Source organism: Streptomyces sp. NPDC052114, from assembly GCF_040680155.1.
Taxonomy (GTDB): domain Bacteria; phylum Actinomycetota; class Actinomycetes; order Streptomycetales; family Streptomycetaceae; genus Streptomyces.
Window position 1 is genome coordinate 203206 of the sequence record NZ_JBFAWC010000014.1, and the last position, 22773, is coordinate 225978.

Here is a 22773-nt window from a genome sequence, read left to right on the forward strand (position 1 = left end):
TGCCCCCGCGCACCGGGCACGGACGGCGTCAGCCGCCCGTGCCCGGTTTCGTTCCCCAGATGTAGAGGCGGTCGCCCTTGACCAGCAGGGCGTAGAGCCGCTTGGCGTCACCCAGCGCGAGGTTGACGCAGCCGGCCGATCCGGAGGAGAACAGGTCGGCACGCGTGCCGTGCAGCGCCTGTCCGCCGTTGAAGAACTGCGCGTACGGCATGGGCACGTGGTAGATCGTGGAGAAGTGGTCGCGGTTCTTCCAGTAGATCCGCTGCCAGCCGCGCCGGGTCTCCAGACCGTCCCTGCCGCTGCGGATCGGCACCGGATCGAACACCAGCCCGCGGCCCTTCTGCACCCACAGGATCTGCCGGTTCAGGTCCACGCACGTGACCCGGAACGGCTTCACCGGGCAGCCGCGCCGGGCTGCGGGGTCGCGCCGGACGTGGTCCGCGACGACCAGGCGGTAGGTGCGCAGGGACGCGCTGCCGTCCGCCGGGCGGATGCCGAGCCGCTGCTGGAGGCGCCGGATGGCGACACAGTCGGCGGCGGACTGACGGCCGTCGACCGGCAGGCGCAGCTCGCGCTCCAGCTCGCGTTGGTAGGCGGCGGTGCCCGCGCGGCACGGCGGTTCGGCGGGGCCGGGGGCCGCCGTCGCGTACGACGACGGAGCGGCCAGGGACAGGGCGGCGATCGACGTGAGGAGCCAGCGCATCGCCCCAGCTTCACCGCTGACCGCTCCCACACCCGGCGACACGACCCGACGATCACACAATTGGTCCATGCGGGTGCCCCGGCGGCCCGCGCGCCGCCTCCGCGGCCCGCTCGCAACCCTGTTGCAACGTGCCGCGGAGGAGGGTCGGCGCATGGACCGCCATGAGACGAAGGACGGCGCCGCACGGGTGGAGCTGACCGACGCGGCCGCCCGGCTGCTGCAACGGCTGCGGGAGACCCACGGGCCGCTGATGTTCCACCAGTCCGGCGGCTGCTGCGACGGCAGCGCGCCCATGTGCTATCCGGCCGGCGAGTTCCGCACCGGGGCCTCCGACGTCCGCCTCGCGCGGCTGACCGTCGAGGGGGTCGCCGAGCCCGTCGACTTCTGGATGTCCGCGAGCCAGTACGAGGTGTGGAGCCACACCCGGCTGATCGTGGACGTCGTGCCGGGCCGGGGCAGCGGCTTCTCGCTGGAGGCCCCCGAAGGCGTCCGTTTCCTCATCCGTTCCCGGCTCGTCGGAACATAGCCACCGGGACCTGGTGAACTCCCCTGGCCGCTGGGACAGTTGGGTGGCCCAGCCGACACCAGGGGGGATCTGTGACACGGCACGAGCAACGCAGTGGACGGTTCAGAACGGCCTGCGCCCTCATCACCGCGCTCGGCACGCTGGCCGGTGCCGCTCTCATGGGAGCGGCACCGGCCGCTGCCGTTTCCGGGAGCACCGGGCAGACGGCGCTCGACGAGATCGCGCCGGGCGTGGAGTACGGCTACTTCGACATACCCGCCTCGCACGGCACGGCCCGCGCGCACGTGCTCGACGTGGACCTGCGCGATCCGCGCACCGGCGTCGACCTGCTCTACCCGGGCAAGGTCGCCGCACGCGCGCCCGTCTCCGCGCTGGCCGACGGCGCCGGCGCGGTCGGCGGGATCAACGGCGACTTCTTCAACATCACCGAGACCCAGCATCCGGGCGTCGAGGCGACCGGCGCGGCCGTCGGACCGGCGATCGCGAGCGGCCGCACGCTCAAGGGGGCCGTGCCCGACGGCCAGCGCTTCGGTCCCGCGATGCCGCCGGGCGTGACCACCAAGGCCGTGCTCGGCGTCGGGTACGACCGCAGGGCCCGCCTCGACGACCTCGCCCTGGACGGGCGGATACGCACCCCGCAGTCCCGCCTCCCGCTGGGCGGGCTCAACCAGTACGCGCTGCCGGTGGGTTCCGTCGGCGCGTTCACCGAGGACTGGGGCGCCGTCTCGCGGGTGCGCGCGACCTGCGGCACCGACACGAGCCGCGGCGCGCCGTGCAGCGCGGACACCCACGAGGTGACGGTCCGGCACGGGCGTGTCGTGTCCCTCGCCAACACGCCCGGCAGCGGCCCGATAGCCCGCGGCACCACGGTCCTGGTCGGCCGCGAGGCGGGCGCGCAGGAGCTGCGCAAGCTGTCGGTGGGCGACCGGGTGCAGGTCACGCACCGGCTGGTGGCGGCCCGGTCGCACATTCCGTTCCGGTTCGCGCTCGGCGGGTATCCCGTGCTCCGGGACGGCGTGCCGCTGCCCGGCCTGGACCCCACCGCCTCGGCGGTGCGGACCGCAGCCGGGATATCCGACGACGGCCGGCGGCTGGTGCTGCTCTCGCTCGACGGCTCCCCGGAGTTCCGCGCGGGCCTGACCATCGCCGAAGTCGCCGACACCCTGCGGGCGCTCGGGGCACGGGACGGGTTCAGCCTGGACGGCGGTGGCTCCTCCACGCTGGTCTCCGCCACCTCGACCCTGGTGGCCAGGTCCCCGGGAGCCGATGCCGTGACCGTGCGCAACAACCCCAGCGGCGGGGCCGAGCGCCCGGTGCCGAACGGCATCGGCGTGTTCTCCCGGGCCTGAGTGGCCTCACGGCGTGTCGCGCACCGCCACGAGACCGTTGAAGACGCCCACGTAGGCGGTCCCGTCGGGGCCGAGCGTCACGGGCGCCCAGTTGTTGTCGTACGCGATGCCCGTGCCGGCGAGCCGCTTCCACTTGGTCTCGCCGGTGCGGAAGTCGACGGCGGTGAGGTACCAGGCGTCGATGCCGAGGCTGTTGGGCTCCTTCGTGTAGAAGTACAACAGGCCGTTGGCGGTGGAGAGTTTGGGCACGGTCGAGGGCGAGCGCACCTCGCTCTCCCACGTCGTGTCGCAGCCGCTGCCGTCCTCGCGCACGTCGATCCGGCTGACGCCGCCGACGACGCTGCGGCCGAAGGCGAGCGAGGTGATGTTCTCGTAGCCGTAGTTGTTCTCGACCACGAGGCTGTCGCCCCAGGTGATCAGGGAGTTGTCGGTGGTGGAGGCGCCGGATCCGAAGACGGGCACCTTGCACACCAGGCGCTTGCCGTCGGGCACATCGGCGCCGCGCCGGTAGACGAGGACGTTCATGCGGTCGTCGGCGTTGTCGGTGATCGCCACGTAGTCGCCGTGCTCGCCGAAGAGGTCGGGCGTGGTGCCCGAACCCTGGTTCACCGAGCCGGGCTTGGTGCCGGTGCCCCGGTCGTACGTCTGGCGCCAGACGGCCTCCGGCGTGCCGTCGGCGGCGGCCCGGAAGCTGTAGAGGGCGTGGTCGGAGACGATCGAGACGCCGTCCTCGGCGACGGAGAACGAGTTCTGGATCTCCTCGCCCTCCAGCCGGACGGAGCGGATCTCGTCGGTCCGGGGATCGACGGTGCCGATCCGGCCCTGGCGGGTCACCCACCAGATGCGGCCGTCCCAGTCCGGCATCACGGAGGTGACCGGGTCGCATTCACCGCTCGGGTAGAGGTTGGTCCAGCTGACGCAGTCGTGCGGGACGTGCGCGGTCAGGTCCCACTCCTTGTCGACGACGAAGCGCCAGGTGCCGTCCGCCGCCTGCTCGTGCGCGAGCCGGACGACGTGCTGGCGCGAGTCGGCGAGGACGAGCCGGTCCTCGTTGTCGAGGTACGAATAGGCGCCGCCCGACGTGTCCTTGAAGATCTTCGAGAAGTCGAGGCGGGTGATGGCCTCGACGGTCGAGGGCCGCTGCGGCAGCTTGTACTCGGCGAGCGTGTCGAGCGTCTTCGGGTCGAGCAGCTTGACCAGGAAGCCGGTGAAGGTGCCGCACACGGTGACGATGCGCCCGGCGCGGTCGAAGGTGACGGTCGCGCACTCCCCGCCGAGGGCCGCCATCTTCTCGCTGTCGACGGCCGGCTGCTTCCCGAGCGGTCCGCTCCAGGGGTACGTGCCGCTGCCGGCCGCGTCCGCGTGCATGCCGCTGCGTCCGTTGGCGGCGAGGTAGGGGTGCTGGGGCGGCGGGGTGCCGGGCAGCGGGCGGGCGTGGGCGGGCGCGCCCTGATAGCCGTCGACGAGCCGGTGCCCGGGGGCCTTGGGGATCTCGTCGGCGTACGCGGGACCCGCGAGGGACACCGTCAGGGCCACGGCGCTGAGGAGGGTGAGGCGGCGCAGTCTGCTGGACATGCGCCGAAGCTAGGGCCGCCCCCTTGAAGTGTCCATGAAAAGGCGTCAGTTGTTCATGAACCCGCAAAGAACGATCACGCCCGGGGCCGGTCCGCGACACTCACGGCCCGATGCCGCGCACGAGGTCGGCGGTGGCCGCCACACTGTGGTGGATGGTCGGCGCCACACTGCTGCTCGCCAGGTAGAAGCCCAGCAGGGCGCAGACGACGGCGTGCGAGAGCTTCAGCGCGCCGTTGCGCAGGAAGACCACCGCGAGGATCAGGAGCAGCAGCACGACAGAGATCGAAACGGCCATGGGAAGTACCTCCTCCGCCACGCGACACCGCGGCTTTCGGCCGTCAGTGTGGCGCAGCGGAGGGCCCGTTCGGGCCCGTGACCTGTGCTCCGAACGGGTGCTCTGTGCGCGGGCGTTGATCCGCCGAGGTCAGCGGCCCGTCAGCCGCCGTGCGCGTCCAGGAAGGCCTCGAGACCGGCCAGGTCGTCGGTGTTGAGGTGGTCGACACCGGCGGCCAGCAGCTCGCCCCAGACCGCGTCGCGCTGCGGGCCCGGCAGATCGGGCGTCGCCCAGAAGCGGACCCGCTGCCCGCGCGCGTGGGCCCGGGAGACGATGCCGCGCAGCTTGTCGCGCTCGGCGGGCGGGATCGGCCCGGTGCCCTGCCAGCCGAAGTTGAGGGACCAGTTGTCGCTGATCAGCGGGATGAGCGAGGCGGGCGCCGCGGTGCCGAGGTCGGCGAGCCTGCCGTCGTAGAAGGCGTGCCGCACGCGCTGCGCCTCCATCGGGGCGCGGGCCGCGCGGTCCCCGGAGACCACGGCGGTCACCGCTCCCCGGCGCACCTTTCCGTACGTGTACGACGTGAACAGCCGCCGGTAGGGCCGCAGATGGCGGTGCAGCTCGGCGTACGTCGACGCGCCCTCGGTCTTGATGTCGATGAGCAGCTGGAAGGGGGTGCGGTGGTAACCCCGGTAGACCGAGCCGTGCTGGGCGCGTATCCGCGCGGCGAGCGGCTCCAGGTAGAGGGATTCGAGGGTGCGGCGGGGGTCGAGGTCCACCGGGTCGTGGGCGACCAGGAGTTGTCCGTCGACGAGGTAGATGTCGGCCTCGACGCTGCCGAAGCGGTGGTCGAGCGCGTCGAGGAGGGGCCGGGGGTGCTCGTAGTCGTTGTGGGCGTGGGCGCGGATCAGCGGGCGGGGGTGGTGCCCGCGCCCGCTCGCGTGGGCGTGGGCGGGCAACGCGACGCTGCCCGCGAGGGCGGCACCGAGGGTGGTGAGGGCTCTGCGACGGGTGGTGAGGGCCATGTCTGCCTTCCGGAACGGGGGTTCGAGGGCGCCCGGGCACGGCGCCGGGCGGGAACGAAGTGAGTATGGGGCCCCGCCCGCGCCCGGCGACCCGGCCGTTCCGGAAGTTGGCGCTATTGCCGTCGGGTGTTCACGCCCGGTCGCCGAGGACCTCGGGGTTCGCGCAGTGGGCGAGCGGCTCGCCGCGCAGGAAGCGGGCGACCTCGGCCGCGACGATCCGTGCGGCCTTGTGCGCGACCTCCTGGCTGGCGCCCGCGATGTGCGGGGTCATGACGATGCCGGGGGTCTTCAGGAGGCGCGATCCCGCGGGGACGGGCTCGTGGGGGTAGACGTCGAAGGCGGCGCCGGACAGCTGTCCCGCGTCCAGGGCGTCGCAGACCGCGTCGTAGTCGAGGAGGGCGCCGCGGGCGCAGTTGACGAGGACGGAGCCGCGGGGCATCCGGGCGAGCTGCGCGGCGCCGATCATGCCCTTCGTCTCGTCGGTCACGCGCGCGTGCAGGGAGACGATGCGGGAGCGGGTGAGGAGGTCGTCGAGGGAGACCTGTTCGGCGATGCCCGCGAGGGCCTCCGGGCGCACGTAGGGGTCGTGGACCAGGACGTGCGCGCCCATCGCCGCGAGGACCTTGGCGACGCGGCTGCCGATGGCGCCGTACCCGATGAGGCCGACGGTGGCGCCCTCGATCTCGATTCCGCAGTTGTCGTAGTCGTAGTAGTCACCGCGCCACACGCCGCCGCGCAGGTCGGTGTGCGTGTCTCCGACACCGCGGGCGGCGGCGAGGAGCAGGGTGAGGGTGTGCTCGGCGGTGGCGACGGCGTTGCGTCCGGGGGCGTAGCAGACGGCGACGCCGTGCCGGGTGGCCGCCTCCAGGTTGGCGTTGACGGGTCCGCCCCGGCTGACGCACATCAGCTTCAGGTCGGGGCAGTTGGCGAGAATGCGCTCCGTGAGGGGCGCCATCTGCGTGACGCAGACCTCGACTCCCTGGAGCGCCTCGATCAGCTCGTCCTCGGTGCCGGACGCCTCGTCGACCTCGCCGACGGGGCCGAAGGGCGTGTGCGGCCAGGGCAGCGTGAGTTCGCGGACGTCGACGGCGCCTTCGGTGGCCGTGCGGACCTCTTCGGTGAGCAGGCGCGGGAGGACGAAATGGTCGCCTGCGGCGAGGACGGTGGTGCTCATGAGGGGCTTCCTTCCTGGTGGGGGTTACGCGGCGGGTACGGGGGCGACGGCCGGCGCGTTCAGGCGCAGCAGCGACATCCGGCCTTCGCGCAGCCGCAGTTCGGTGAGGGCGCCGTTGTGGAGCGCGGGGAAGACCCGCCGGTAGTCGGCGAGCGGGATGCCCAGCTGACGGCAGAGGACGAGGCGGACGAGGGTGGAGTGGGCCACCACGAGGACGCGTCCGTCGGGGAACTCGTCGCCGAGGTCGAACAGGGCGGCGCTGGCCCGGACGGCGGCCGCGCGCGGGTCCTCGCCGCCGGGCAGGTGGTGGGCGACCGGGTCGCGCAGGAAGGCGGCGAGCGCCTCGGGGAAGCGTTCGCGCATCTCGTCGCGCGTCAGGCCCTCGCCGCGCCCGAAGTCGACCTCCAGGAGCCGTTCGTCGACGCGCGGGACCAGACCGAGGGCCTGCGCCGCGGGCTCCGCGGTGCGCCGGGCGCGGCCGAGCGGTGAGCTGACCACGGCGTCGATCCGCTCCCCCTCGGCCCACGCCCCGAGCGCGGCGGCCTGCGCCAGGCCGCGCGGGGTGAGGTCGACATCGGTGCGGCCCGCGTAGCGGTTGCCGTCGTGCCAGACGGTCTCCCCGTGGCGTACGAGGATGAAGTCGGTCACTGTCCTGCCCTTTCGTGGTCCTGCGTGCCGGGCGCGCGGCGGGCGCGTTCCCGTGCGTGGTCGGCGACGGCCCGGTCGAGCCAGCCCCGTGCGGCGAGGGCGTCGACGAAGGCGAGGTAGACGGGGGTCCAGCGCGCCGTGCGCGCCGGGTCGGGGAAGATCTCCTCGCCGATGCGGACCATGGCGGCCGCGGCGTCCTGGACGGACACCCCCGCGCAGGTGGCGGCGAGCACCGCCATGCCGAGGGCACCCTCGGCCTGTTCGGGGATCCACACGGGCCGGCCGAGGACGTCGGCGCGCAGGCCGCTCCAGTAGCGGTTGCGCGCCCCGCCGCCGGTGAGGGTCAGCGGGCCGTCGACGGGGGCGCCGATCAGGTCGAGGTAGTCGAAGCAGAGCCGTTCGACGCAGGCGACGCCGAGGAGGTGGGCGTGGAAGCGCTCGGCGTCGTCGGCGGGCTCGCCGAGGACGAACGGCCGGGCGTCGGGCGCGCGGAAGGGGAAGCGTTCGCCGCCCGTGGACACCAGGGGGTAGGCCACCGCGTCGGAGTCCGAGCGGGCGGCGAGCGCGGTCAGTCCGTCGAGGTCGGCGTCCGGGAACGCGCGGCTCAGGACGCCCGCGCCGCTGCTGGACGCGCCGCCGGGCAGCCAGCTGTCGCCGGGGCCGCGGTGGCAGTAGACGACACCGCCCGGGTCGCGGACCAGGTGCGGGCTCATGCCCTTGAAGACGAGGGTGGTGCCGAGCACGGAGTTCCAGGCGCCCGGGGTGAGGGCGCCCGCGCCGATCTGGGCCGCGCAGCCGTCGGTCATGCCGGCGACGATCGTGGTGCCTTCGGGGATGCCGGTGCGTGCGGCGGCGGCCGCGCAGACCGTGCCGAGGACGCTGCCGGGGCGTACGACCTGGGGCAACAGCTCCTCGGGCACGCCGAGTTCGGCGAACTCCCGCAGCGGCCAGCGCTCCTCGACGAGGTGGTGGCCGGTCTTCAGGGCGTGGCTCGCGTCGCTCGGCACCTGGTGCCCGGCGAGCCGCCAGGTGATCAGGTCGGGCTGGTGCAGCAGCCGGACCCCCGTACCGGCCGCCGCGGGTTCGTGCTCCAGGAGCCAGAGGAGCTTGGGCAGCGCCCAGGACGGCTGCATGGTGCGGTAGCCGAGCTCCTGCCAGACGGCGGCGCCCGCGTCGTTGACGCGGGCGGCCTGCGCGGCGGCGCGCCCGTCGTCGTACATCAGGCCCGGTGTGAGGGGCGCGCCGTGCGCGTCGGCGAGCAGGATCGTGCCGGAGGTGCCGTCGAGGGCGAGGCCGCGGATCCGCTCGGCGTCGATGCCGGCGAGGGCCTCGCGGCAGGCGTCGGCGAGCGCGGTCCACCACTGCTCGGGGTCCTGCTCGTGGCGGTGGCCCTCGCGGTGGCTGGTGAGCGGCCGCGACGCGGCGGCGAGGACCTGGCCGGTGGCGTCGACGGCGACGCAGCGGGCGCTCTGGGTGCCGAGGTCGAGGCCGAGCCAGACGGGGTCCGTGGCGGGCGATTGCTCAGGCACGGGTGGCTCCTTGGTCATGTGCGGTAGGGGGTTCCTGTGCTGTACGGGCGTCGGGTGACGTACGGGGTTCCGGTGCCGTACGAGCGGCGGGGACGGAAGGGCTGCCGGGGACGGAGGGCGTGCCGGCCGCGGTCCAGCCCGCGTCCCTCGCGAGCGTCCGCCAGTTCAGGAACGACTCGTACAGACCGGCGTAGTAGGCGGAGCGCTCCGGGTCGGGCTCCCAACTCGTCCGCATGCGCACGTACTTGGCGGCGGCGCTGTGCATGCTGGACTCGGCGCCGCTGAGCACGAGGCCGGTGAGGAAGGCGCCCTTGGCGCCGAGTTCGGTGTCGGCGGAGCGGGCCGTGGGGACGCCGGTCGCGTCCGCGATGAGCGCGCACCACTCGGCGCTGTTGGCGCCGCCGCCGCACAGCCGCAGCTCGGTGACCGTCGTGCGCGAGGCGACGAGGGAGTCCCGCAGGACCAGGGAGAGGCCGTCGAAGACGGCGCGGGCCAGGTCGGCCCGGGTGTGGTCCAGGGAAAGCCCCCAGAAGGCGCCCCGGGCGCGCGGGTCGAGGAAGGGTGCCCGCTCGCCGGCGGGCGAGAGGTAGGGCAGGAACATCAGGCCGCGGGCGCCCGGCTCGGACGTGAACGCCAGCTCGGCCAGTTCCGGCGGCCCTTCGACGTGGAGGGTGCGGGCGGCCCAGGTCAGGACCTCGGCTCCGTTCAGCGTGGGGAAGGCGCGCAGGATCCGCTCGCGGCCGCGGTAGGCGATGTTGATGCCGGACGGCTCGCCGCCGGTGTCGACGTCCTTGCGGACGATCTCCGTGCACAGCGTGGTGCCGAGGATGCCGCACGCCTGGCCGGGGTTGACGACGCCGGCGCCGCGGGCGGTGGAGGCGATGTCGTACGGCGCCATGACGACGGGCAGTCCGGCGGGCAGCCCGAGCTGGGCCGCGGCCTCGGAGGTGATCTCGCTGATGCGCTCGTGCTCGCCGAGGACCTTCGGGAGGAGGCGGGCGTAGGAGGTCAGGCCGAACAGGGCGATGATCTCGGGGTCGTAGTCGCCCGTGGCGTGGTCGAGGAAGGGCGCCGACGCGTCGGACTCGTCGGTGGCGGTGACCCCGGTCAGGCGCAGGAACAGCCAACCGCCCGCGGTCAGCGAGGCGGCCGAGCGCGCCAGGCGCTGCGGGTCGTGGGAGCCCAGCCAGCTGAAGATCGCGTTGGGCATGCCGCTACAGGTCAGCGAGCCGTTGCGGCGGTAGGACTCGGCGAGGACGCCCGCGCGCTCCCAGCGGGTGAGGATGTCGCCGGCCCGGCCGTCGGACCAGAGGACGGCGGGTCCGGTGGGGCGGCCCGCGGCGTCCACGAGCCAGGCGCCGTCGCCCTGCGCGGTGAAGGTCACCAGCCAGACGGGGTCGGTGACCTCGGACAGGGCGTTGCGGACGGTGTAGACGACGGCGTTCCACACGGTGTCCATGTCCTGCTCGGCCCAGCCGGGGTGACGGCGGTGCACCTCGGTGGCGAGCCGGGAGACGGCCAGTTCGTTGCCCTGGTCGTCGAAGACGACCGACTTGATCATCGTGGTGCCGACGTCGATGGCGAGTACGGACATGGTCACAGTCCCTTCGGGGCGGGCGCGGCGACGAGTCCGTCGCCTGCGGCGGGGGCGGGAAGCGGCTGTGGCAGGAGTACCGCGGAGTCGTCCTCGGGGATAGCCGTCCCGGGCCCGGAACGACCGGGGTCCGGGGCGGTGGTCTTCAGGAAGAGCGTGAGCAGCGCGCTCGCCGCGTGGCACCCGGCGAAGATCCACACCACGCCGTCCACGCCCAGCGGCCCGAGGAACAGGCCGACCACGAGGGGCCCGACGAAGGTGGAGGCGCCCGCGCCGAGGTTCAGGGCGGCCATGGCCTGGCCCTTGTGGGCAGGGGCGATGGCGGTCATGAGCGCGGAGAGCGGGACGTATCCGGAGAGCGTGGCGCCGTAGAGGACGGCGACCAGGACGCACAGGGCGTACTGCGCGCCGGCCGCGGACGGGACGTAGTAGAGGACGAGCGTGGAGAGCGTGCAGCCCACGCCGCCGAACCAGGCGACGGTGGTGCGCCAGCCGAGCCGGTCGCCGACCATCCCGAACAGGAGGTTGGTGACGATGTTGGTGGCGAACATCAGGGCGAGCAGCCGCAGCCACTGCGCGTTCGAGAGCCCGATCTCGCTGACGAACCAGGTGGGCAGCATCACCAGGAAGCCGAACTGCGAGGCGGTGTTGAGCATCCGCACCGCCGCGCCCGCGCCCACCCGCGGTTCGCGGTAGAGGATCGTCACGCTGCCGACGAGTCCCGCCACCGGGCTCTCCCCGGGCGGTGCGAGCCGTCCCGAGCCGCGCCGCTCGCGGATGAGCAGGAGCGGCACGAGCCCGCCGACGACGACCACGCCGAGCGCGGCCCACAGGGTGCCGAGTTCCCCGATGTGCGGGATCAGCAGGCTGGCGGTGAGGGAGCCGAGCGTGGGGAGTCCGGCGGAGAACGCCGACCAGAACCACCCCATCGCGCTGCCCATCTGCCGCTGCGGGGCGACCGCCGCGATCCAGACGAGGAAGGCGTACGCGAAGAGCGGGAAGGCCAGGCCGCGCAGGCCGTAGCCGAGGAGCAGCAGCGGGTACGCCTTGCCGGGGATCGCCACCGTCAGGAAGAAGACGTGGGTGACGACGAAGGCGATGAGCCCGAGCCACATCACGCGGCGCGGCCCCCACAGGTCGGAGAGCGCCCCCGCGAACCAGGCGGCGACGGCGCCCGTGATGCCGTACACGGTGAAGACCATCGCGACGGCGGAGGCCTCGATCCCGAGGCTCTCCAGGTACGGCGCGAGGTAGCCGGCCTCGATGCCGACGCCGGTCATGAAGATCAGGAGCCCCAGATATCCCCAGGAGAGGGCGGGTGGAATGCCGAGTCGTGTGAAAACGGAACTCGGGGTGTTCGTCATTGAAGCTCCCCTGCGGCGATGACGGCGACGTGTGCTGGCAGGAACGAGCTAACAAGTGGCCGAAAACCCACGTCAATCGTCTCCCGGCATCTCCCGCGACGAGGGACTTCCGCCGTGTGAGGAGGACTTCCGTCCCCCGCTCCCAGCAGCGCCACGGCCCGGCCCCCGGCCGGTCGGTGTGTGAAATCCATGAGATCATCACTCGGAGATTTCACATGGTGCGGCAGGCGGGGAGAGCGGCATGGCGACGGCGGACCGGGCGGACGTGCGGGAGGCGCGGCGCGGCGCCATCCGCGAGTCGGTGGTCGCGCACGGCTTCGTGCGCGCGGCCGACCTCGCCGAGGAGTTCGGCGTCAGCCTGATGACGGTCCACCGCGATCTGGACTTCCTCCAGTCGCAGGGGTGGCTGCGCAAGGTGCGGGGCGGGGCGACGGGTCTGCCGTCCGCGCAGTTCCACGGCAGCGTCGCCGAGCGCATGTCGACGATGGCGCAGACGAAGCAGCAGCTCGCACGGGCCGCCGCGCGGGATCTCGTGCCGGGGCAGACGGTGCTGCTCGACGACAGCACGACGTGTCTGCATCTGACGCGGCTGCTGACCGAGCGCACCCCGCTGACGGTCATCACCAACTCGCTGCCCGCGATCACGGCGCTCGCCAAGGAGCCCGGCGTCTCGCTGATCGCGCTCGGGGGCAGCTACTTCCCTGCGTACGACGCGTTCATGGGCCTGCACACGGCCGACAGCGTCGAGGCATTCCGCGCGGACGTGCTGTTCATGTCGACGACGGCCGTGACGCGGGGCCGCTGCTATCACACGTCACCGGAGACGGTGCAGGTCAAGAGGGCGATGATGGCGGCGGCCACGCGCCGGGTGCTGCTCGCCGACCACACGAAGTTCACCCGCGACGGCCTGTACGCGCTGGCGCCGCTGTCGGACTTCGACCTGCTGGTGGTGGACGACGGGCTGGCGGCGGAGGAGGTCCGGGCGATACGCCGGGGTGGGACGGAGGTGCGGGTGGTGGCGCGGGGCGCCTAGGCGGCCAGCTCCTCCCAGCCCACCGTCCGGTCGCACCACCGCTCCAGCAGCACCCGATCGTGCCCGACGGCCAGCAGCCCGGCCCCCGACTCGCTCCGGTACTCCTCCACGACGTGGACCAACGCCGCCGTCGTCGAGGCGTCCAGCATCGCCGTCATCTCGTCGCAGATGAGCCACCGCGGCCGCAGCACCAGCGCACGCGCCAGGCAGGCCCGCTGCAACTGCCCGTCGCTGACCTCGTGCGGGCGGCGCCCCATGAGGTCGGCGCCGAGGCCGACGCGGGTCGCCAGCTCCGGCAGCTCGGCGGAGACATCGGCGCCCCGCCCCACCGCCCGCAGCGGCTCGGCGATCAGATCGGCCAGGGACAGCCGGGGATCCGCCGACAGCCGGGGCTGCTGGAAGACGACGCCGAAGGCGGTCCGCTGCGCACGCGGCGCCCGATGGCGCCAGCCTCCCGCGGGCTCGCCGTCGACGACGACCTGCCCGGCGTCGGGCCGGTGCAGCAGCGCCGCGACCCGCGCCAGCGTGGACTTGCCGCAGCCGCTGGGCCCGAGCAGCCCGACCGACTCGCCGGGCTCGACGGTGAGGTCGACGCCCCGCACGACGGGAGCGCGCCGGTCGTATCCGGCGATGATGCCGCGCAGTTCAAGCACGGGGCGCCTCCAGCACGTCCGCGTGGGGGTGGTGGCAGGCGGTCCCGCCGGTGAGCGCGGGCACGGCGCCGCACGCCGCGTCGGCCCGGTCGCAGCGCGCCGCGAACGCGCAGCCCTCGGGGAGCGCGGACAGCTCGGGCGGCATGCCGGGCACGGGCTTGAAGGCCCGCTCCGGCAGGGCGTCGAGCAGCCCGCGGGCGTAGGGGTGGCGGGGCCCTGGCGTGCCGAAGAAGTCGGTGGCGTCGGCGAGTTCGACGACGCGGCTCGCGTACATCACGGCGACGCGGTCGGCGATCCGCTCGGCGGCGGCCAGGTCGTGGGTGATCAGGAGGAGCGCGCGGTCCGTGCCGACGTGCCGGCGCAGCTCGTCGACGGTGCGGTCCACGAGGTCGCGGTCCAGGCCCGTGGTGGGCTCGTCGGCGAGCAGGAGCGGCGCGTCGCCGATGAGGGCGAGCGCGGTGGCGGCGCGCTGGGCCAGGCCGCCGGAGAGTTCGTGCGGATGGCGGTCGAGGTGGCCGAGGGGGAAGGCGGCGCGTTCGGCGGCCGCCTCGGCCGCTGCCCGCAGCCGGGGCCTCGGTACGTCCGCGAGTTCGCGGAGGGTCTCCTCCAGCTGGGAGCGCACGGTCCGCACGGGGGTCAGATGGGCGGCGGGACTCTGCGGTACGAGGCCGACGCGCCGTCCCCGCACGGTGCGGGCCAGCGTACGCTCGTCGGCGGTCAGCAGGTCGGTGTCGCCCAGGAGCGCGGACCCGGCCGTCTCGGCGTTCTGCGGGAGCAGGCCGAGCAGCGCGGAGGCGAGCACGGACTTGCCGCAGCCGCTCTCGCCGACCAGGGCGAGGCACTCCCCCGCCGCGAGGTCGAAGGTGGCGTCGGTGACGGCGGCGACGTGGGCGCCGCCACGCATGCGGAACCGTACGGAAAGACCCCGTACGGACAGGACGGGGGCCGCCGCCACGGCGGACTCGGTGACCGTCACAGCATGAGCTCCGATCGGCGCCGGGGATTGATCCGTTCCCGCCAGGCGCCCGCGAGGCCCGCGATCGCCAGGGTGGGCACGATGATGAAGAGGCCGGGGAACAGCGTCGGCCACCAGTCGCCCGCGAGGAGCGTGCCGCGCGAACTCTGCACGAGCGTGCCGAGGCTGGCCTGGTGGGTGGGGAGTCCAAGGCCGAGGAAGGACAGCGCGGACTCGTGCCAGATGGCGTGCGGCACCATCAGGACGGCGGCGAGCCCGGCCTGCGGCAGGACGCCGGGCAGCAGGTGCCGCACCGTCACGCGCAGCCGTGACGCGCCGCCGGAGATCGCCGCGTCGACATAGGGCCGCGAGCGCAGGGAGAGGACCTCGGCGCGCACGATGCGGGCCGTGGACAGCCAGTGCGTGAGGGCCACGGACACGACGACCGGCCAGACTCCGGGCCGGAACATCGCGACGATGAAGATGCCGAGCAGCAGGTGCGGCACGGACGAGAAGACGTCCACGAGCCGCATCACGATCCGGTCCACCCAGCCCCCGGAGGCCGCCGCGAGGGCGCCCACGGCCGTGCCGATGACGGTCGCGACGACGGCCGCGACGACGCCCACGAGGAGCGAGACGCGCAGGCCGTAGACGCAGCGGAGCAGCAGGTCACGACCGACGTCGTCGGTCCCGAAGGGGTGCGCGAGCGACGGCGGCCGCAGCTTCTGGGCCAGGTCGACGGCCTGTTCGTCGAGGTTCACGAGCGGCGGTACGACGAGGACGGCGAGGACGACCGCGGCGACGATCACCGCGGAGGAACGCACCTTCCACGCACGCGTGGAGCGGTGTGCGCGACGCGCGCCGCCCTGGGCGCGCCATGCGAGGTCAGCCATCGAAACCCACCCTCGGATCGGCGAGGCCGTACAGCAGGTCGGCCACGAGGTTGCCCAGGAGCACCGCGGCGGTGGCGAGCGCGGTCAGGGCGGCGAGCAGCGGGAAGTCCACGGAGGTGGCGGCCTGGACGGTGGCCGCCGCGATGCCGGGCCAGCTGAAGACGGTCTCCACGAGCAGTGCCCCGGTGATGAGTTCGGGCACGCGCGAGCCGATGAGCGTGAGCACGGGCAGCATGCCGGAGCGCAGGGCGTGGCCGAGCAGGACGGTCCGCTCGGCGAGGCCCCGTGCGCGGGCGCCGCGCACGGGGTCGTCGCCCAGCGCGTCGCCGACGCCCTGGCGCACGTACAGCACGAACCAGGGCAGCTGCGAGACCGCGAGGACGCCCGCGGGCAGCACGAGGTGGCTCGCGACCTGTCCGGCCGTCACGGTGGAGCTGGCGGTGTCGGTGAGGCCGCCCGAGGGCAGCACGCCCAGCTTGAGCGCGAACAGCCAGACGGCGAGGAGGCCGAGCCAGAACGGCGGCGCCGCCTCCAGCGTGTACGCGAGCGAGGTCACGGCGCGGTCGAGCCAGCCGCCGGGGCGGCGCGCGGCGAGCACGCCGAGGGCGGTGCCGACCAGGATCGCGACGAGGAACGCGGTGGCGGCGAGCAGCACCGACCAGCCGATGCGCTCGCCGATGGCGTCGGCGACCGGCCGGCGCAGCGTGCTGGAGGTCCCCAGGTCACCGGTGAGGGCCGAGGTGAGCCAGTCCCACCACTGGCCGACCAGCGGCTTGTCGACGCCGAGGTTGGCGCGCAGCTGGTCGAGGTTCTCCTGGGACGCGGTGAGCCCCGCCGTGCCCGCGTACGCCTTGACGGGGTCGAACGGCGAGGCGGCGGCGATGGCGAAGACGCCGAAGGTGACGACCAGCAGCACGGGGACGGCGAACAGCGCCCGCCGTCCCACGAGGCGTCCCATCGGCCCCCACGGAAGACGGCGCGCCGCCGCCTTCCGCGGGACCTCGGAGGTCGCCGATGTCACTTCTTCGGCTGCCAGTCCTCGACGTTCCACCACGGGCCGGAGGCCAGGCCGTGGTCGTGCGGCTCGACCTGCGTGGACAGGTCGCCGAAGCGCTTGTCGACGACGTAGAGGTGGTCGATGTGGGTGAGGAAGGTGTAGCCGGGGTCCTTCACCAGTTCGCGCTGGATGGTGTCGTACGCCTTCTGGCGCTCGGCCCGGTCGCCGCTCTTGCGGGCGTCCTCCAGGGCCTTGTCGACCTTGTCGTTCTTGTAGTGCGCCATATTGTTGAAGCCGTCGCCGGCGAGCGAGGACTTCAGGAGCGTGTACTGGTCGAAGTCCGGGTCGGCCGGGGAGCCGCCGCCGGCGAGGACCGCGTCCTTGGGCATGCGCGGCTCGATGACCTCCCACGTGCCCGACTGCACCTCGACCTTGATGCCGAGCTTCTTGGCGTCGGAGGCGTAGGCGAGGGCGTGGTCCTGGCGGAGCTTGTCGCCGGTGAGGTACCAGAGCGGGAAGGCGGCCTTGACGCCGTCCTTCTCGCGGATGCCGTCGCCGCCCGGCTTCCACCCGGCGTCGTCGAGGATCTTCTTGGCCTTGGCGGCGTCGAACTCGCGCTCGGTGCCCTGGGTGAACCACGGGCTGTCGGTCGGGACCGGCCCGTAGGCCTCCTTGCCCGCGCCGTCCAGGATCGAGTCGACCATGGCCTTGCGGTTCACGCCGACGTCGAGGGCCTTGCGGATGTCGGTGTCACCGGCGACCTTGTTGCCGGTCGGCAGGGTCACGACGCGGTAGTCGAAGGTCTTGGCGGCGTACGTCTTCTTGCCGTCGTCGTTCTTGTACTTCTCGGCGAGGTTGGGCGGCAGGATCGCGCCGTCGAGCTCACCGGCGTCGAGCCGGGTGGCGCGGATGTCGTCGTCCTTGATGATCGCCATCGTGAAGTTCTTGATCTTCGGCGCGCCGCCCCAGTAGCCGGGGTTGGCCTTGAAGGTCAGCTTCTCGCCCTTGGACCACTTCACGAGCTCGTAGGGGCCCGTGCCGACCGGCTTCGTGGTGAAGTCGCCGGTGTTCACGTCCTGCTTGCCCGCGACGTGCTCGGGGGCGATGGGCAGCACGGTGCGCTCGGCGAACGGCGCGTAGGGGTACTTCAGGTGGAAGACGACGGCGTCGTCGCCCTTGGCCTCGACGCTCTTGACGGCGTCCAGCTCCGTCTTGGAAGCGTTGTTGGTCTTCTTGTCGAGGATGGTCTCGTACGTGAAGACGACGTCCTTGGCCGAGAAGGGCTTGCCGTCGCTGAACTTGACGCCCTTGCGGAGCTTGAACGTGTAGGTCCTGCCGTCGTCGGTGACCTTGGGCAGCTCGGCCGCGAGGGCGGGCTTGAGCTTCATGTCTGCGTCGTGCGTGAGCAGCCCGTCGAAGATCTTCGAGTTGCCGTCCTTGCCGTAGCCGAGGAGCGGGCTGAGGGTCTCGGGCTCGTAGGCGATGCCGACGACCGCCGAGTCCTTCGCACCGCCGCCGTCGCCGTCGCCCGGCGCCGAGCAGGCGGAGGCGGCGACCGCTATCGCGGCCGCCGTCGCCACCGCGCCTGTGCCCCGTATCGATCGGGCCCTCATGCTCCACACCCCTACAGAAGATCAATGGTTATTGCGAACGGTTCGCAATTATGCCTTACGTAAGGAGTGGGTAAAACGCGCAGCCCGCACGCGGTACGTGCATGCCACATCAAATGCGCCCCCGCGAGGGTGCCCGTTCGGGCAGCCCACTCTGCCCTCAGGGCCCTGGTTCCGCGACGGCGTGGCGCGTATGCATGAGGATGACGTCACGTCCGCGTGGGAAGAGGCACCTTGCACGAGCACGACAACACCAAGCAGCACGGCCCGAAGAGCGGGCACACCACCGTGCGCAAGGCCGACGCGGACACCGGAGCGCCCCACCAGGGGCTGCTCGCCCTCCAGTCGAGCGCGGGCAACGCCGCCGTCGTGCAGATGCTCCGCCGGAACGGACACTCCGCCGCGCAGGAGCAGCACCGGCACGGCGCCGGGTGCGGACACCAGGCGGCCGAGCAGCCCGCCGTGCAGCGCTCCGCCGTCCACGACGTGCTGCGCGGCGGCGGACGCCCCCTGGACGAGGGCACCCGCACCGACATGGAGGCCCGCCTCGGCGCGGACTTCTCCGATGTGCGCATCCACGACGACAGCGCAGCGAAGTCCTCGGCCGCCGAGGTCGGTGCCCGCGCCTACACCTCCGGCAGCCACGTGGTCATCGGCGACGGCGGCAACGACCGGCACACCCTCGCCCATGAACTGACCCACGTCATCCAGCAGCGCCAGGGCCCGGTCGCGGGCACCGACAACGGCTCCGGTCTCAAGGTCTCCGACCCCTCCGACCGGTTCGAGCGCGAAGCGGAGGCCAACGCCCACCGGGTGCTGGCCGGTCCGGCACCCGAGGCCCCGGCCGCGGACGTGCAGCGCTCGGTTGAAGAAGCCCCGGGGCAGGTGCAGCGCGCTCCCGCCGTCGCGGGCGCGACCGCCGTGCAGCGGGCCGGCGACCCCAACTGGCGGGCCAGCAGCGGCAGCCGGATCCTGGACATCATCGTCGGCCGCGGAAACGACGGGGACAGCCCGCGCCGTGAGCTCGGCGGCTTCCTGTTCGGCCCCGAGTGCCGCAACAACGGCGGCAAGAACCTCATCTCCCGGCCCATCGCGTTCACGGTCACCCATGAGGGCACGAGCGCCCAGCTCGCCGTGCACCTCAACGTGATGCTCACGCTCGGCAACGAGACGGGCAACAGGGACGACTCGAAGGTGACGATCACCGGCTCGCACTTCCACCTGACGGCACGGCCGATGGACGGCCAGAACCGCATCGAGGACGCGGGCGCCTCCATCCTCACCGCCCAGGACTCCGTCCACGTCGGTCCGGGCAACGCGTCGGAGGGCTGGAACAACCGGCCCGGGAACACGGACAACCTCGCCCGGGCGGTCGGCATCCCCGCCGACCGGATCGTCGCCGCCCTCAACGACCGCTTCCCGGCCGGGGACACCGCGGCCATCGCGCAGCGGTTCGCGCGGGACGCGGGCCGCGCGGTCATCCACGGCCTCTCGCCGGAGAAGGTCACGATCACCTGGGCGGGTGACAACTCCTTCCCGGTGTAGCCACCGCCCCAAAAGCACCGCCCGCCCGAACCGGCGAACGCCGGTTCAGGCGGGGACGGCAGGCGTCACGTCACGGGGCCCTGAGGTCCACCAGCTCCGCCAGCGCCTCGCGGTGCCGGCCCGCCGTGCCGTACGCGATCGAGTCGGCCTTGGCCCGCTTCAGGTAGAGGTGGACGGGGTGCTCCCAGGTCATGCCGATGCCGCCGTGCAGCTGGAGCGCCTCCTCGGCCGCGTGCACCGCGACGGGCGCGGCGTAGGCCTGCGCGAGGGCGGCGGCCACGTCGGCGTCGGCGCTCCTGGTGGCGAGCGCGTCGGCGGCGGCGCGGGCCGCGGCACGGGTGTTGACGACCTCCAGCCAGAGCTGGGCGAGCCGGTGCTTGAGCGCCTGGAAGGAGCCGACGGGGCGGTTGAACTGGTGACGTTCCTTGGTGTGGCGGACCGTCTCCGTCAGGCACCAGTCGGCGAGGCCGAGTTGCTCGGAGGCCAGCAGCGCGGCGCCGGCGCGCAGACCGCGTCGTACGGCCGCCTCGGCGTCCCGCGTCAGGACACGCGCGGGTGCCCCCTCGAAGGTGACCGTGGCGAGGCGCCGGGTGAGGTCGAGGGAGGTCCGCGGGGTGACGGTGACGCCGTCCCGCGCCGTGTCGACCGCGTAGAGCGTGCCGTCGGCGGGGACGAGCAGCACATCGGCGCCGTCCGCGTCCGCGATGCCGGTCAACTCCCCGTGCAGGGCGCCCGCTTCCTCGCGTACGCCCGGGAAGGCGGCGCCCGGAGCGAGCGCGAGACCCACCGCGAGCGCGGCGACCGTGCGCCCGGCGGCGAGCGCCCCGAGCAGCTCGGCGGCCTCGTTCCCCTCGCCAGGAACGCAGGCCAGCAGCGTCTCCGTCGCGACGACCGCGCTGGTCAGGTAGGGCACGGGCGCGACAGCACGGCCCAACTCCTCCAGGACGACGGCCGCTTCGCGGTGCGTGGCGCCCTGGCCGCCGAGCTCCTCGGGCACGAGCAGTCCCGCGAGGCCCATGCCGTCGGTGAGCGCCTTCCACAGTGCGCGGTCGTGCGGCTCGTCGGTCTCGGCGCGCGCGAGCACCGCGGCGGCGTCGCACCGGTCGGCGAGCAGGGCCCGCACGGCCGAGCGCAGCGCCTCTTCCTCTTCGGAGTACAGCAGGTCACTCATCGCGCGAGGTCCTTCCAGGCGACGTCCTTGTCGGTGCGCGGCTCGGCGGGCAGGCCGAGGACGCGCTCGGCGACGATGTTCAGGAGCACTTCGCTGGTGCCGCCCTCGATGCTGTTGCCCTTGGAGCGCAGATAGCGGTAGCCGGCGTCGCGGCCCACGAAGTCGACCAGTTCGGGCCGCCGCATCGTCCAGTCGTCGTACACCAGGCCCTCCTCGCCGAGGAGTTCCACCTCCAGGCCGCTGATCTCCTGGTTGAGGCGGGCGAAGCCGAGCTTCATGCCGGAGCCCTCGGGGCCCGGCTGGCCCGCGACCATCTGCTGGCGCAGCCGTTCGCCGGTGAGCCGGGCGACCTCGGCCTCGACCCAGAGCTTCAGGAGGCGCTGGTGGAGGTCGTGGGTGCGCAGCTCGGGACGCTCCCGCCAGGCCTCGGCGACCGGGCCGATCATGCCGCCCTCGCGCGGGATGCGCATGCCGCCGATGGAGACGCGCTCGTTCATGAGCGTGGTCTGGGCGACCTTCCAGCCGTCGCCGACCTCGCCGAGGCGGTGCGCGTCGGGAATGCGCACGTCGGTGAGGAAGACCTCGTTGAACTCGGCCTCGCCGGTGATCTGGCGCAGCGGCCGCACCTCGACGCCCGGGTCGGTCATGTCGCACACGAAGTACGTGATGCCGCGGTGCTTGGGCCGCTCCGGGTCGGTGCGGGCGATGAGGATGGCCCAGCGGGCGGTGTGGGCGCTGGAGGTCCACACCTTCTGGCCGTTGACCACCCAGTGGTCGCCGTCCCGCACGGCGCGGGTGCCGAGCGCGGCGAGGTCGGATCCCGCGCCGGGCTCGCTGAAGAGCTGGCACCACACTTCCTCGCCGGTCCACAGCGGGCGCAGGAAGCGGCTCTTCTGCTCGTCGGTGCCGAAGCCGAGCACGGTCGGGGCGGCCATGCCGAGGCCGATGCCGATGCGGCGCGGGTCGTTGTCGGGCGCGCCCGCGGCCTCCAGCTCGGCGTCCACGACGGCCTGCAGGGAGCGCGGCGCGCCGAGCCCGCCGAGGCCCTCGGGGTAGTGCACCCAGGCAAGGCCCGCGTCGAAGCGGGCCCTGAGGAAGTCCAGGCGGTCCGTGGCCGCGGGCTCGTGCGCGGCCAGGAACTCCCTGGTGCGGCGGCGCAGTTCGGCGGCGTCCGTCATGCGGCACCTCCGTGCGGCAGGACGGCCACGCGGCCGGTCGTGATGCCGTCGGCGACGCGCTGCACGGCGGCCGCGGCGTCGGCCAGCGGCACGCGCTCGCTCACCAGTGGCCTGACGGCGCCCTTGGCGGCGAGCGCGGTCAGCTCCTCGTGGCAGCGGGCGATGGCCCGCGGGTCCTTGGTGTTGTAGAGGCCCCAGTGCAGGCCCACGATCGAGTAGTTCTTCACGAGGGCGTGATTGAGCGCGGGCGAGGGGATCGCGCCGCTGGCGAAGCCGACGACGAGGATGCGGCCCTCGAAGGCCACGCACTTCGCGGACTTGGCGTAGGCGTCGCCGCCCACGGGGTCGTAGATCACGTCGGCCCCGCGACCGCCGGTGGCCTCCTTCACGGCGGCGACGATGTCGTCCTCGCGCCGGTCCAGGACGAGGTCGCAGCCCAGCTCGCGCGCGACCTTCGCCTTGTCCGCGCCGCCGACGACGCCGATGACCCTGGCGCCCGCCGCCCTGCCGAGCTGGACCGCGGCGCTGCCGACACCGCCCGCGGCGGCGTGCACCAGCAGGGTCTCGCCCTCCTGGAGGTGCGCGCGGCGGTGCAGTCCGAACCATCCGGTCTGGTAGCCGATGTGCAGCGCGGCGGCCTCCGCGTCGTCCAGCGCCTCGGGCGCGGGCAGCAGGGCGGCGGCGTCCGCGACGGCGTACTCGGCGAAGCCGCCGTACGGCAGCGCGGGGTTGGCGATCACGCGGCGGCCGTCCTCGATCTCGCCGCAGATCTCCACGCCCGGCGTGAACGGCAGCGGGGGCCTGATCTGGTACTGGCCGCGGCAGAGCAGCGCGTCCGGGAAGTTGATGTTCGCGGCGCGGACCTTCAGCAGCACCTGCCCCTCGCCGGGGACGGGCCTCTCCACCTCGGCCAGGCGCATCACCTCGCCCGGCTCGCCGTTCTCGTGCACTTGCCATGCCTGCATGCGGGGCCTCCACGG

At 73.3% G+C, this 22773-nt stretch carries 21 protein-coding genes; 4 read left to right on the forward strand and 17 right to left on the reverse strand.

The window, feature by feature from the left end:
* Positions 1 to 28: 28 nt before the first annotated feature.
* Complete coding sequence (locus tag AB0L89_RS29090; protein ID WP_365147089.1) at positions 29 to 703, reverse strand: L,D-transpeptidase; 675 nt, start codon at positions 701 to 703, stop codon at positions 29 to 31.
* A 151-nt stretch (positions 704 to 854) separates the two neighbouring features.
* Here AB0L89_RS29090 and AB0L89_RS29095 point away from each other — a divergent pair, with 151 nt between their 5' ends.
* Together AB0L89_RS29095 and AB0L89_RS29100 are read left to right on the forward strand one after the other, a co-directional pair.
* On the forward strand, positions 855 to 1229 hold the full coding sequence (locus AB0L89_RS29095; protein WP_365147092.1) for a DUF779 domain-containing protein: 375 nt from the start codon (positions 855 to 857) through the stop codon (positions 1227 to 1229).
* A gap of 71 nt (positions 1230 to 1300) precedes the next feature.
* Positions 1301 to 2578 carry a phosphodiester glycosidase family protein gene (locus tag AB0L89_RS29100; protein ID WP_365147095.1) on the forward strand — a complete coding sequence of 426 codons (1278 nt, stop codon included), beginning with the start codon at positions 1301 to 1303 and terminating at the stop codon, positions 2576 to 2578.
* Between the two features lie 6 nt (positions 2579 to 2584).
* Here the strand turns inward: AB0L89_RS29100 and AB0L89_RS29105 are convergent, their stop codons facing one another.
* The 8 genes from AB0L89_RS29105 to AB0L89_RS29140 all read right to left on the reverse strand — a co-directional run bounded on the left by AB0L89_RS29105 (position 2585) and on the right by AB0L89_RS29140 (position 11758).
* Positions 2585 to 4153: a hypothetical protein gene (locus AB0L89_RS29105; RefSeq protein WP_365147098.1), complete on the reverse strand. Its 1569-nt coding sequence runs from the start codon at positions 4151 to 4153 to the stop codon at positions 2585 to 2587.
* A gap of 100 nt (positions 4154 to 4253) precedes the next feature.
* Complete coding sequence (locus AB0L89_RS29110) at positions 4254 to 4448, reverse strand: hypothetical protein (RefSeq protein ID WP_365147101.1); 195 nt, start codon at positions 4446 to 4448, stop codon at positions 4254 to 4256.
* A 140-nt stretch (positions 4449 to 4588) separates the two neighbouring features.
* Positions 4589 to 5449, reverse strand: coding sequence for a phosphatidylinositol-specific phospholipase C/glycerophosphodiester phosphodiesterase family protein (locus AB0L89_RS29115; RefSeq protein WP_365147104.1), 861 nt, complete (start codon positions 5447 to 5449; stop codon positions 4589 to 4591).
* A gap of 130 nt (positions 5450 to 5579) precedes the next feature.
* The gene (locus tag AB0L89_RS29120) at positions 5580 to 6623 is read right to left on the reverse strand and encodes a 2-hydroxyacid dehydrogenase (protein WP_365147106.1); all 1044 of its coding nucleotides are present in this window, start codon (positions 6621 to 6623) and stop codon (positions 5580 to 5582) included.
* A 24-nt stretch (positions 6624 to 6647) separates the two neighbouring features.
* Positions 6648 to 7271, reverse strand: coding sequence for a histidine phosphatase family protein (locus tag AB0L89_RS29125; protein WP_365147109.1), 624 nt, complete (start codon positions 7269 to 7271; stop codon positions 6648 to 6650).
* Complete coding sequence (locus AB0L89_RS29130) at positions 7268 to 8800, reverse strand: FGGY family carbohydrate kinase (protein WP_365147112.1); 1533 nt, start codon at positions 8798 to 8800, stop codon at positions 7268 to 7270. Before AB0L89_RS29130 ends, AB0L89_RS29125 begins: the two co-directional genes overlap by 4 nt.
* Positions 8793 to 10394 (reverse strand): FGGY-family carbohydrate kinase, encoded by a 1602-nt coding sequence (locus tag AB0L89_RS29135; RefSeq protein ID WP_365147115.1) that lies wholly within the window; start codon positions 10392 to 10394, stop codon positions 8793 to 8795. The genes AB0L89_RS29130 and AB0L89_RS29135 overlap by 8 nt, the downstream gene beginning before the upstream one ends.
* 2 nt (positions 10395 to 10396) lie before the next feature.
* Positions 10397 to 11758, reverse strand: a complete 1362-nt coding sequence (locus AB0L89_RS29140) for an MFS transporter (protein WP_365147118.1) — start codon at positions 11756 to 11758, stop codon at positions 10397 to 10399.
* Positions 11759 to 11999: 241 nt separating this feature from the next.
* On the opposite strand from AB0L89_RS29140, the gene AB0L89_RS29145 reads away from it, so the two are divergent.
* Positions 12000 to 12791, forward strand: a complete 792-nt coding sequence (locus AB0L89_RS29145; protein WP_365147121.1) for a DeoR/GlpR family DNA-binding transcription regulator — start codon at positions 12000 to 12002, stop codon at positions 12789 to 12791.
* On the opposite strand, the gene AB0L89_RS29150 is transcribed toward AB0L89_RS29145, so the two are convergent.
* The 5 genes from AB0L89_RS29150 to AB0L89_RS29170 form a co-directional block, all read right to left on the reverse strand.
* On the reverse strand, positions 12788 to 13444 hold the full coding sequence (locus tag AB0L89_RS29150) for an ATP-binding cassette domain-containing protein (protein WP_365147123.1): 657 nt from the start codon (positions 13442 to 13444) through the stop codon (positions 12788 to 12790). The two genes, AB0L89_RS29145 and AB0L89_RS29150, sit on opposite strands and share 4 nt — an antisense overlap.
* Positions 13437 to 14348, reverse strand: a complete 912-nt coding sequence (locus AB0L89_RS29155; RefSeq protein ID WP_365147261.1) for an ABC transporter ATP-binding protein — start codon at positions 14346 to 14348, stop codon at positions 13437 to 13439. The genes AB0L89_RS29150 and AB0L89_RS29155 overlap by 8 nt, the downstream gene beginning before the upstream one ends.
* A gap of 68 nt (positions 14349 to 14416) precedes the next feature.
* The gene (locus tag AB0L89_RS29160; RefSeq protein ID WP_365147126.1) at positions 14417 to 15292 is read right to left on the reverse strand and encodes an ABC transporter permease; all 876 of its coding nucleotides are present in this window, start codon (positions 15290 to 15292) and stop codon (positions 14417 to 14419) included.
* Positions 15285 to 16250 carry an ABC transporter permease gene (locus AB0L89_RS29165; RefSeq protein WP_365147129.1) on the reverse strand — a complete coding sequence of 322 codons (966 nt, stop codon included), beginning with the start codon at positions 16248 to 16250 and terminating at the stop codon, positions 15285 to 15287. The genes AB0L89_RS29160 and AB0L89_RS29165 overlap by 8 nt, the downstream gene beginning before the upstream one ends.
* A gap of 59 nt (positions 16251 to 16309) precedes the next feature.
* Complete coding sequence (locus tag AB0L89_RS29170) at positions 16310 to 17902, reverse strand: ABC transporter substrate-binding protein (RefSeq protein ID WP_365147132.1); 1593 nt, start codon at positions 17900 to 17902, stop codon at positions 16310 to 16312.
* Between the two features lie 372 nt (positions 17903 to 18274).
* Between AB0L89_RS29170 and AB0L89_RS29175 the strand changes: the two genes are divergently transcribed.
* On the forward strand, positions 18275 to 19444 hold the full coding sequence (locus AB0L89_RS29175) for a DUF4157 domain-containing protein (RefSeq protein ID WP_365147264.1): 1170 nt from the start codon (positions 18275 to 18277) through the stop codon (positions 19442 to 19444).
* A 70-nt stretch (positions 19445 to 19514) separates the two neighbouring features.
* On the opposite strand, the gene AB0L89_RS29180 is transcribed toward AB0L89_RS29175, so the two are convergent.
* The 3 genes from AB0L89_RS29180 to AB0L89_RS29190 are packed head-to-tail and all read right to left on the reverse strand — an operon-like array spanning position 19515 to position 22758.
* Positions 19515 to 20615 (reverse strand): acyl-CoA dehydrogenase family protein, encoded by a 1101-nt coding sequence (locus AB0L89_RS29180; protein WP_365147135.1) that lies wholly within the window; start codon positions 20613 to 20615, stop codon positions 19515 to 19517.
* Complete coding sequence (locus AB0L89_RS29185; protein WP_365147138.1) at positions 20612 to 21793, reverse strand: acyl-CoA dehydrogenase family protein; 1182 nt, start codon at positions 21791 to 21793, stop codon at positions 20612 to 20614. Before AB0L89_RS29185 ends, AB0L89_RS29180 begins: the two co-directional genes overlap by 4 nt.
* Positions 21790 to 22758 (reverse strand): NADPH:quinone oxidoreductase family protein, encoded by a 969-nt coding sequence (locus AB0L89_RS29190; RefSeq protein ID WP_365147141.1) that lies wholly within the window; start codon positions 22756 to 22758, stop codon positions 21790 to 21792. Before AB0L89_RS29190 ends, AB0L89_RS29185 begins: the two co-directional genes overlap by 4 nt.
* Positions 22759 to 22773: the final 15 nt, after the last annotated feature.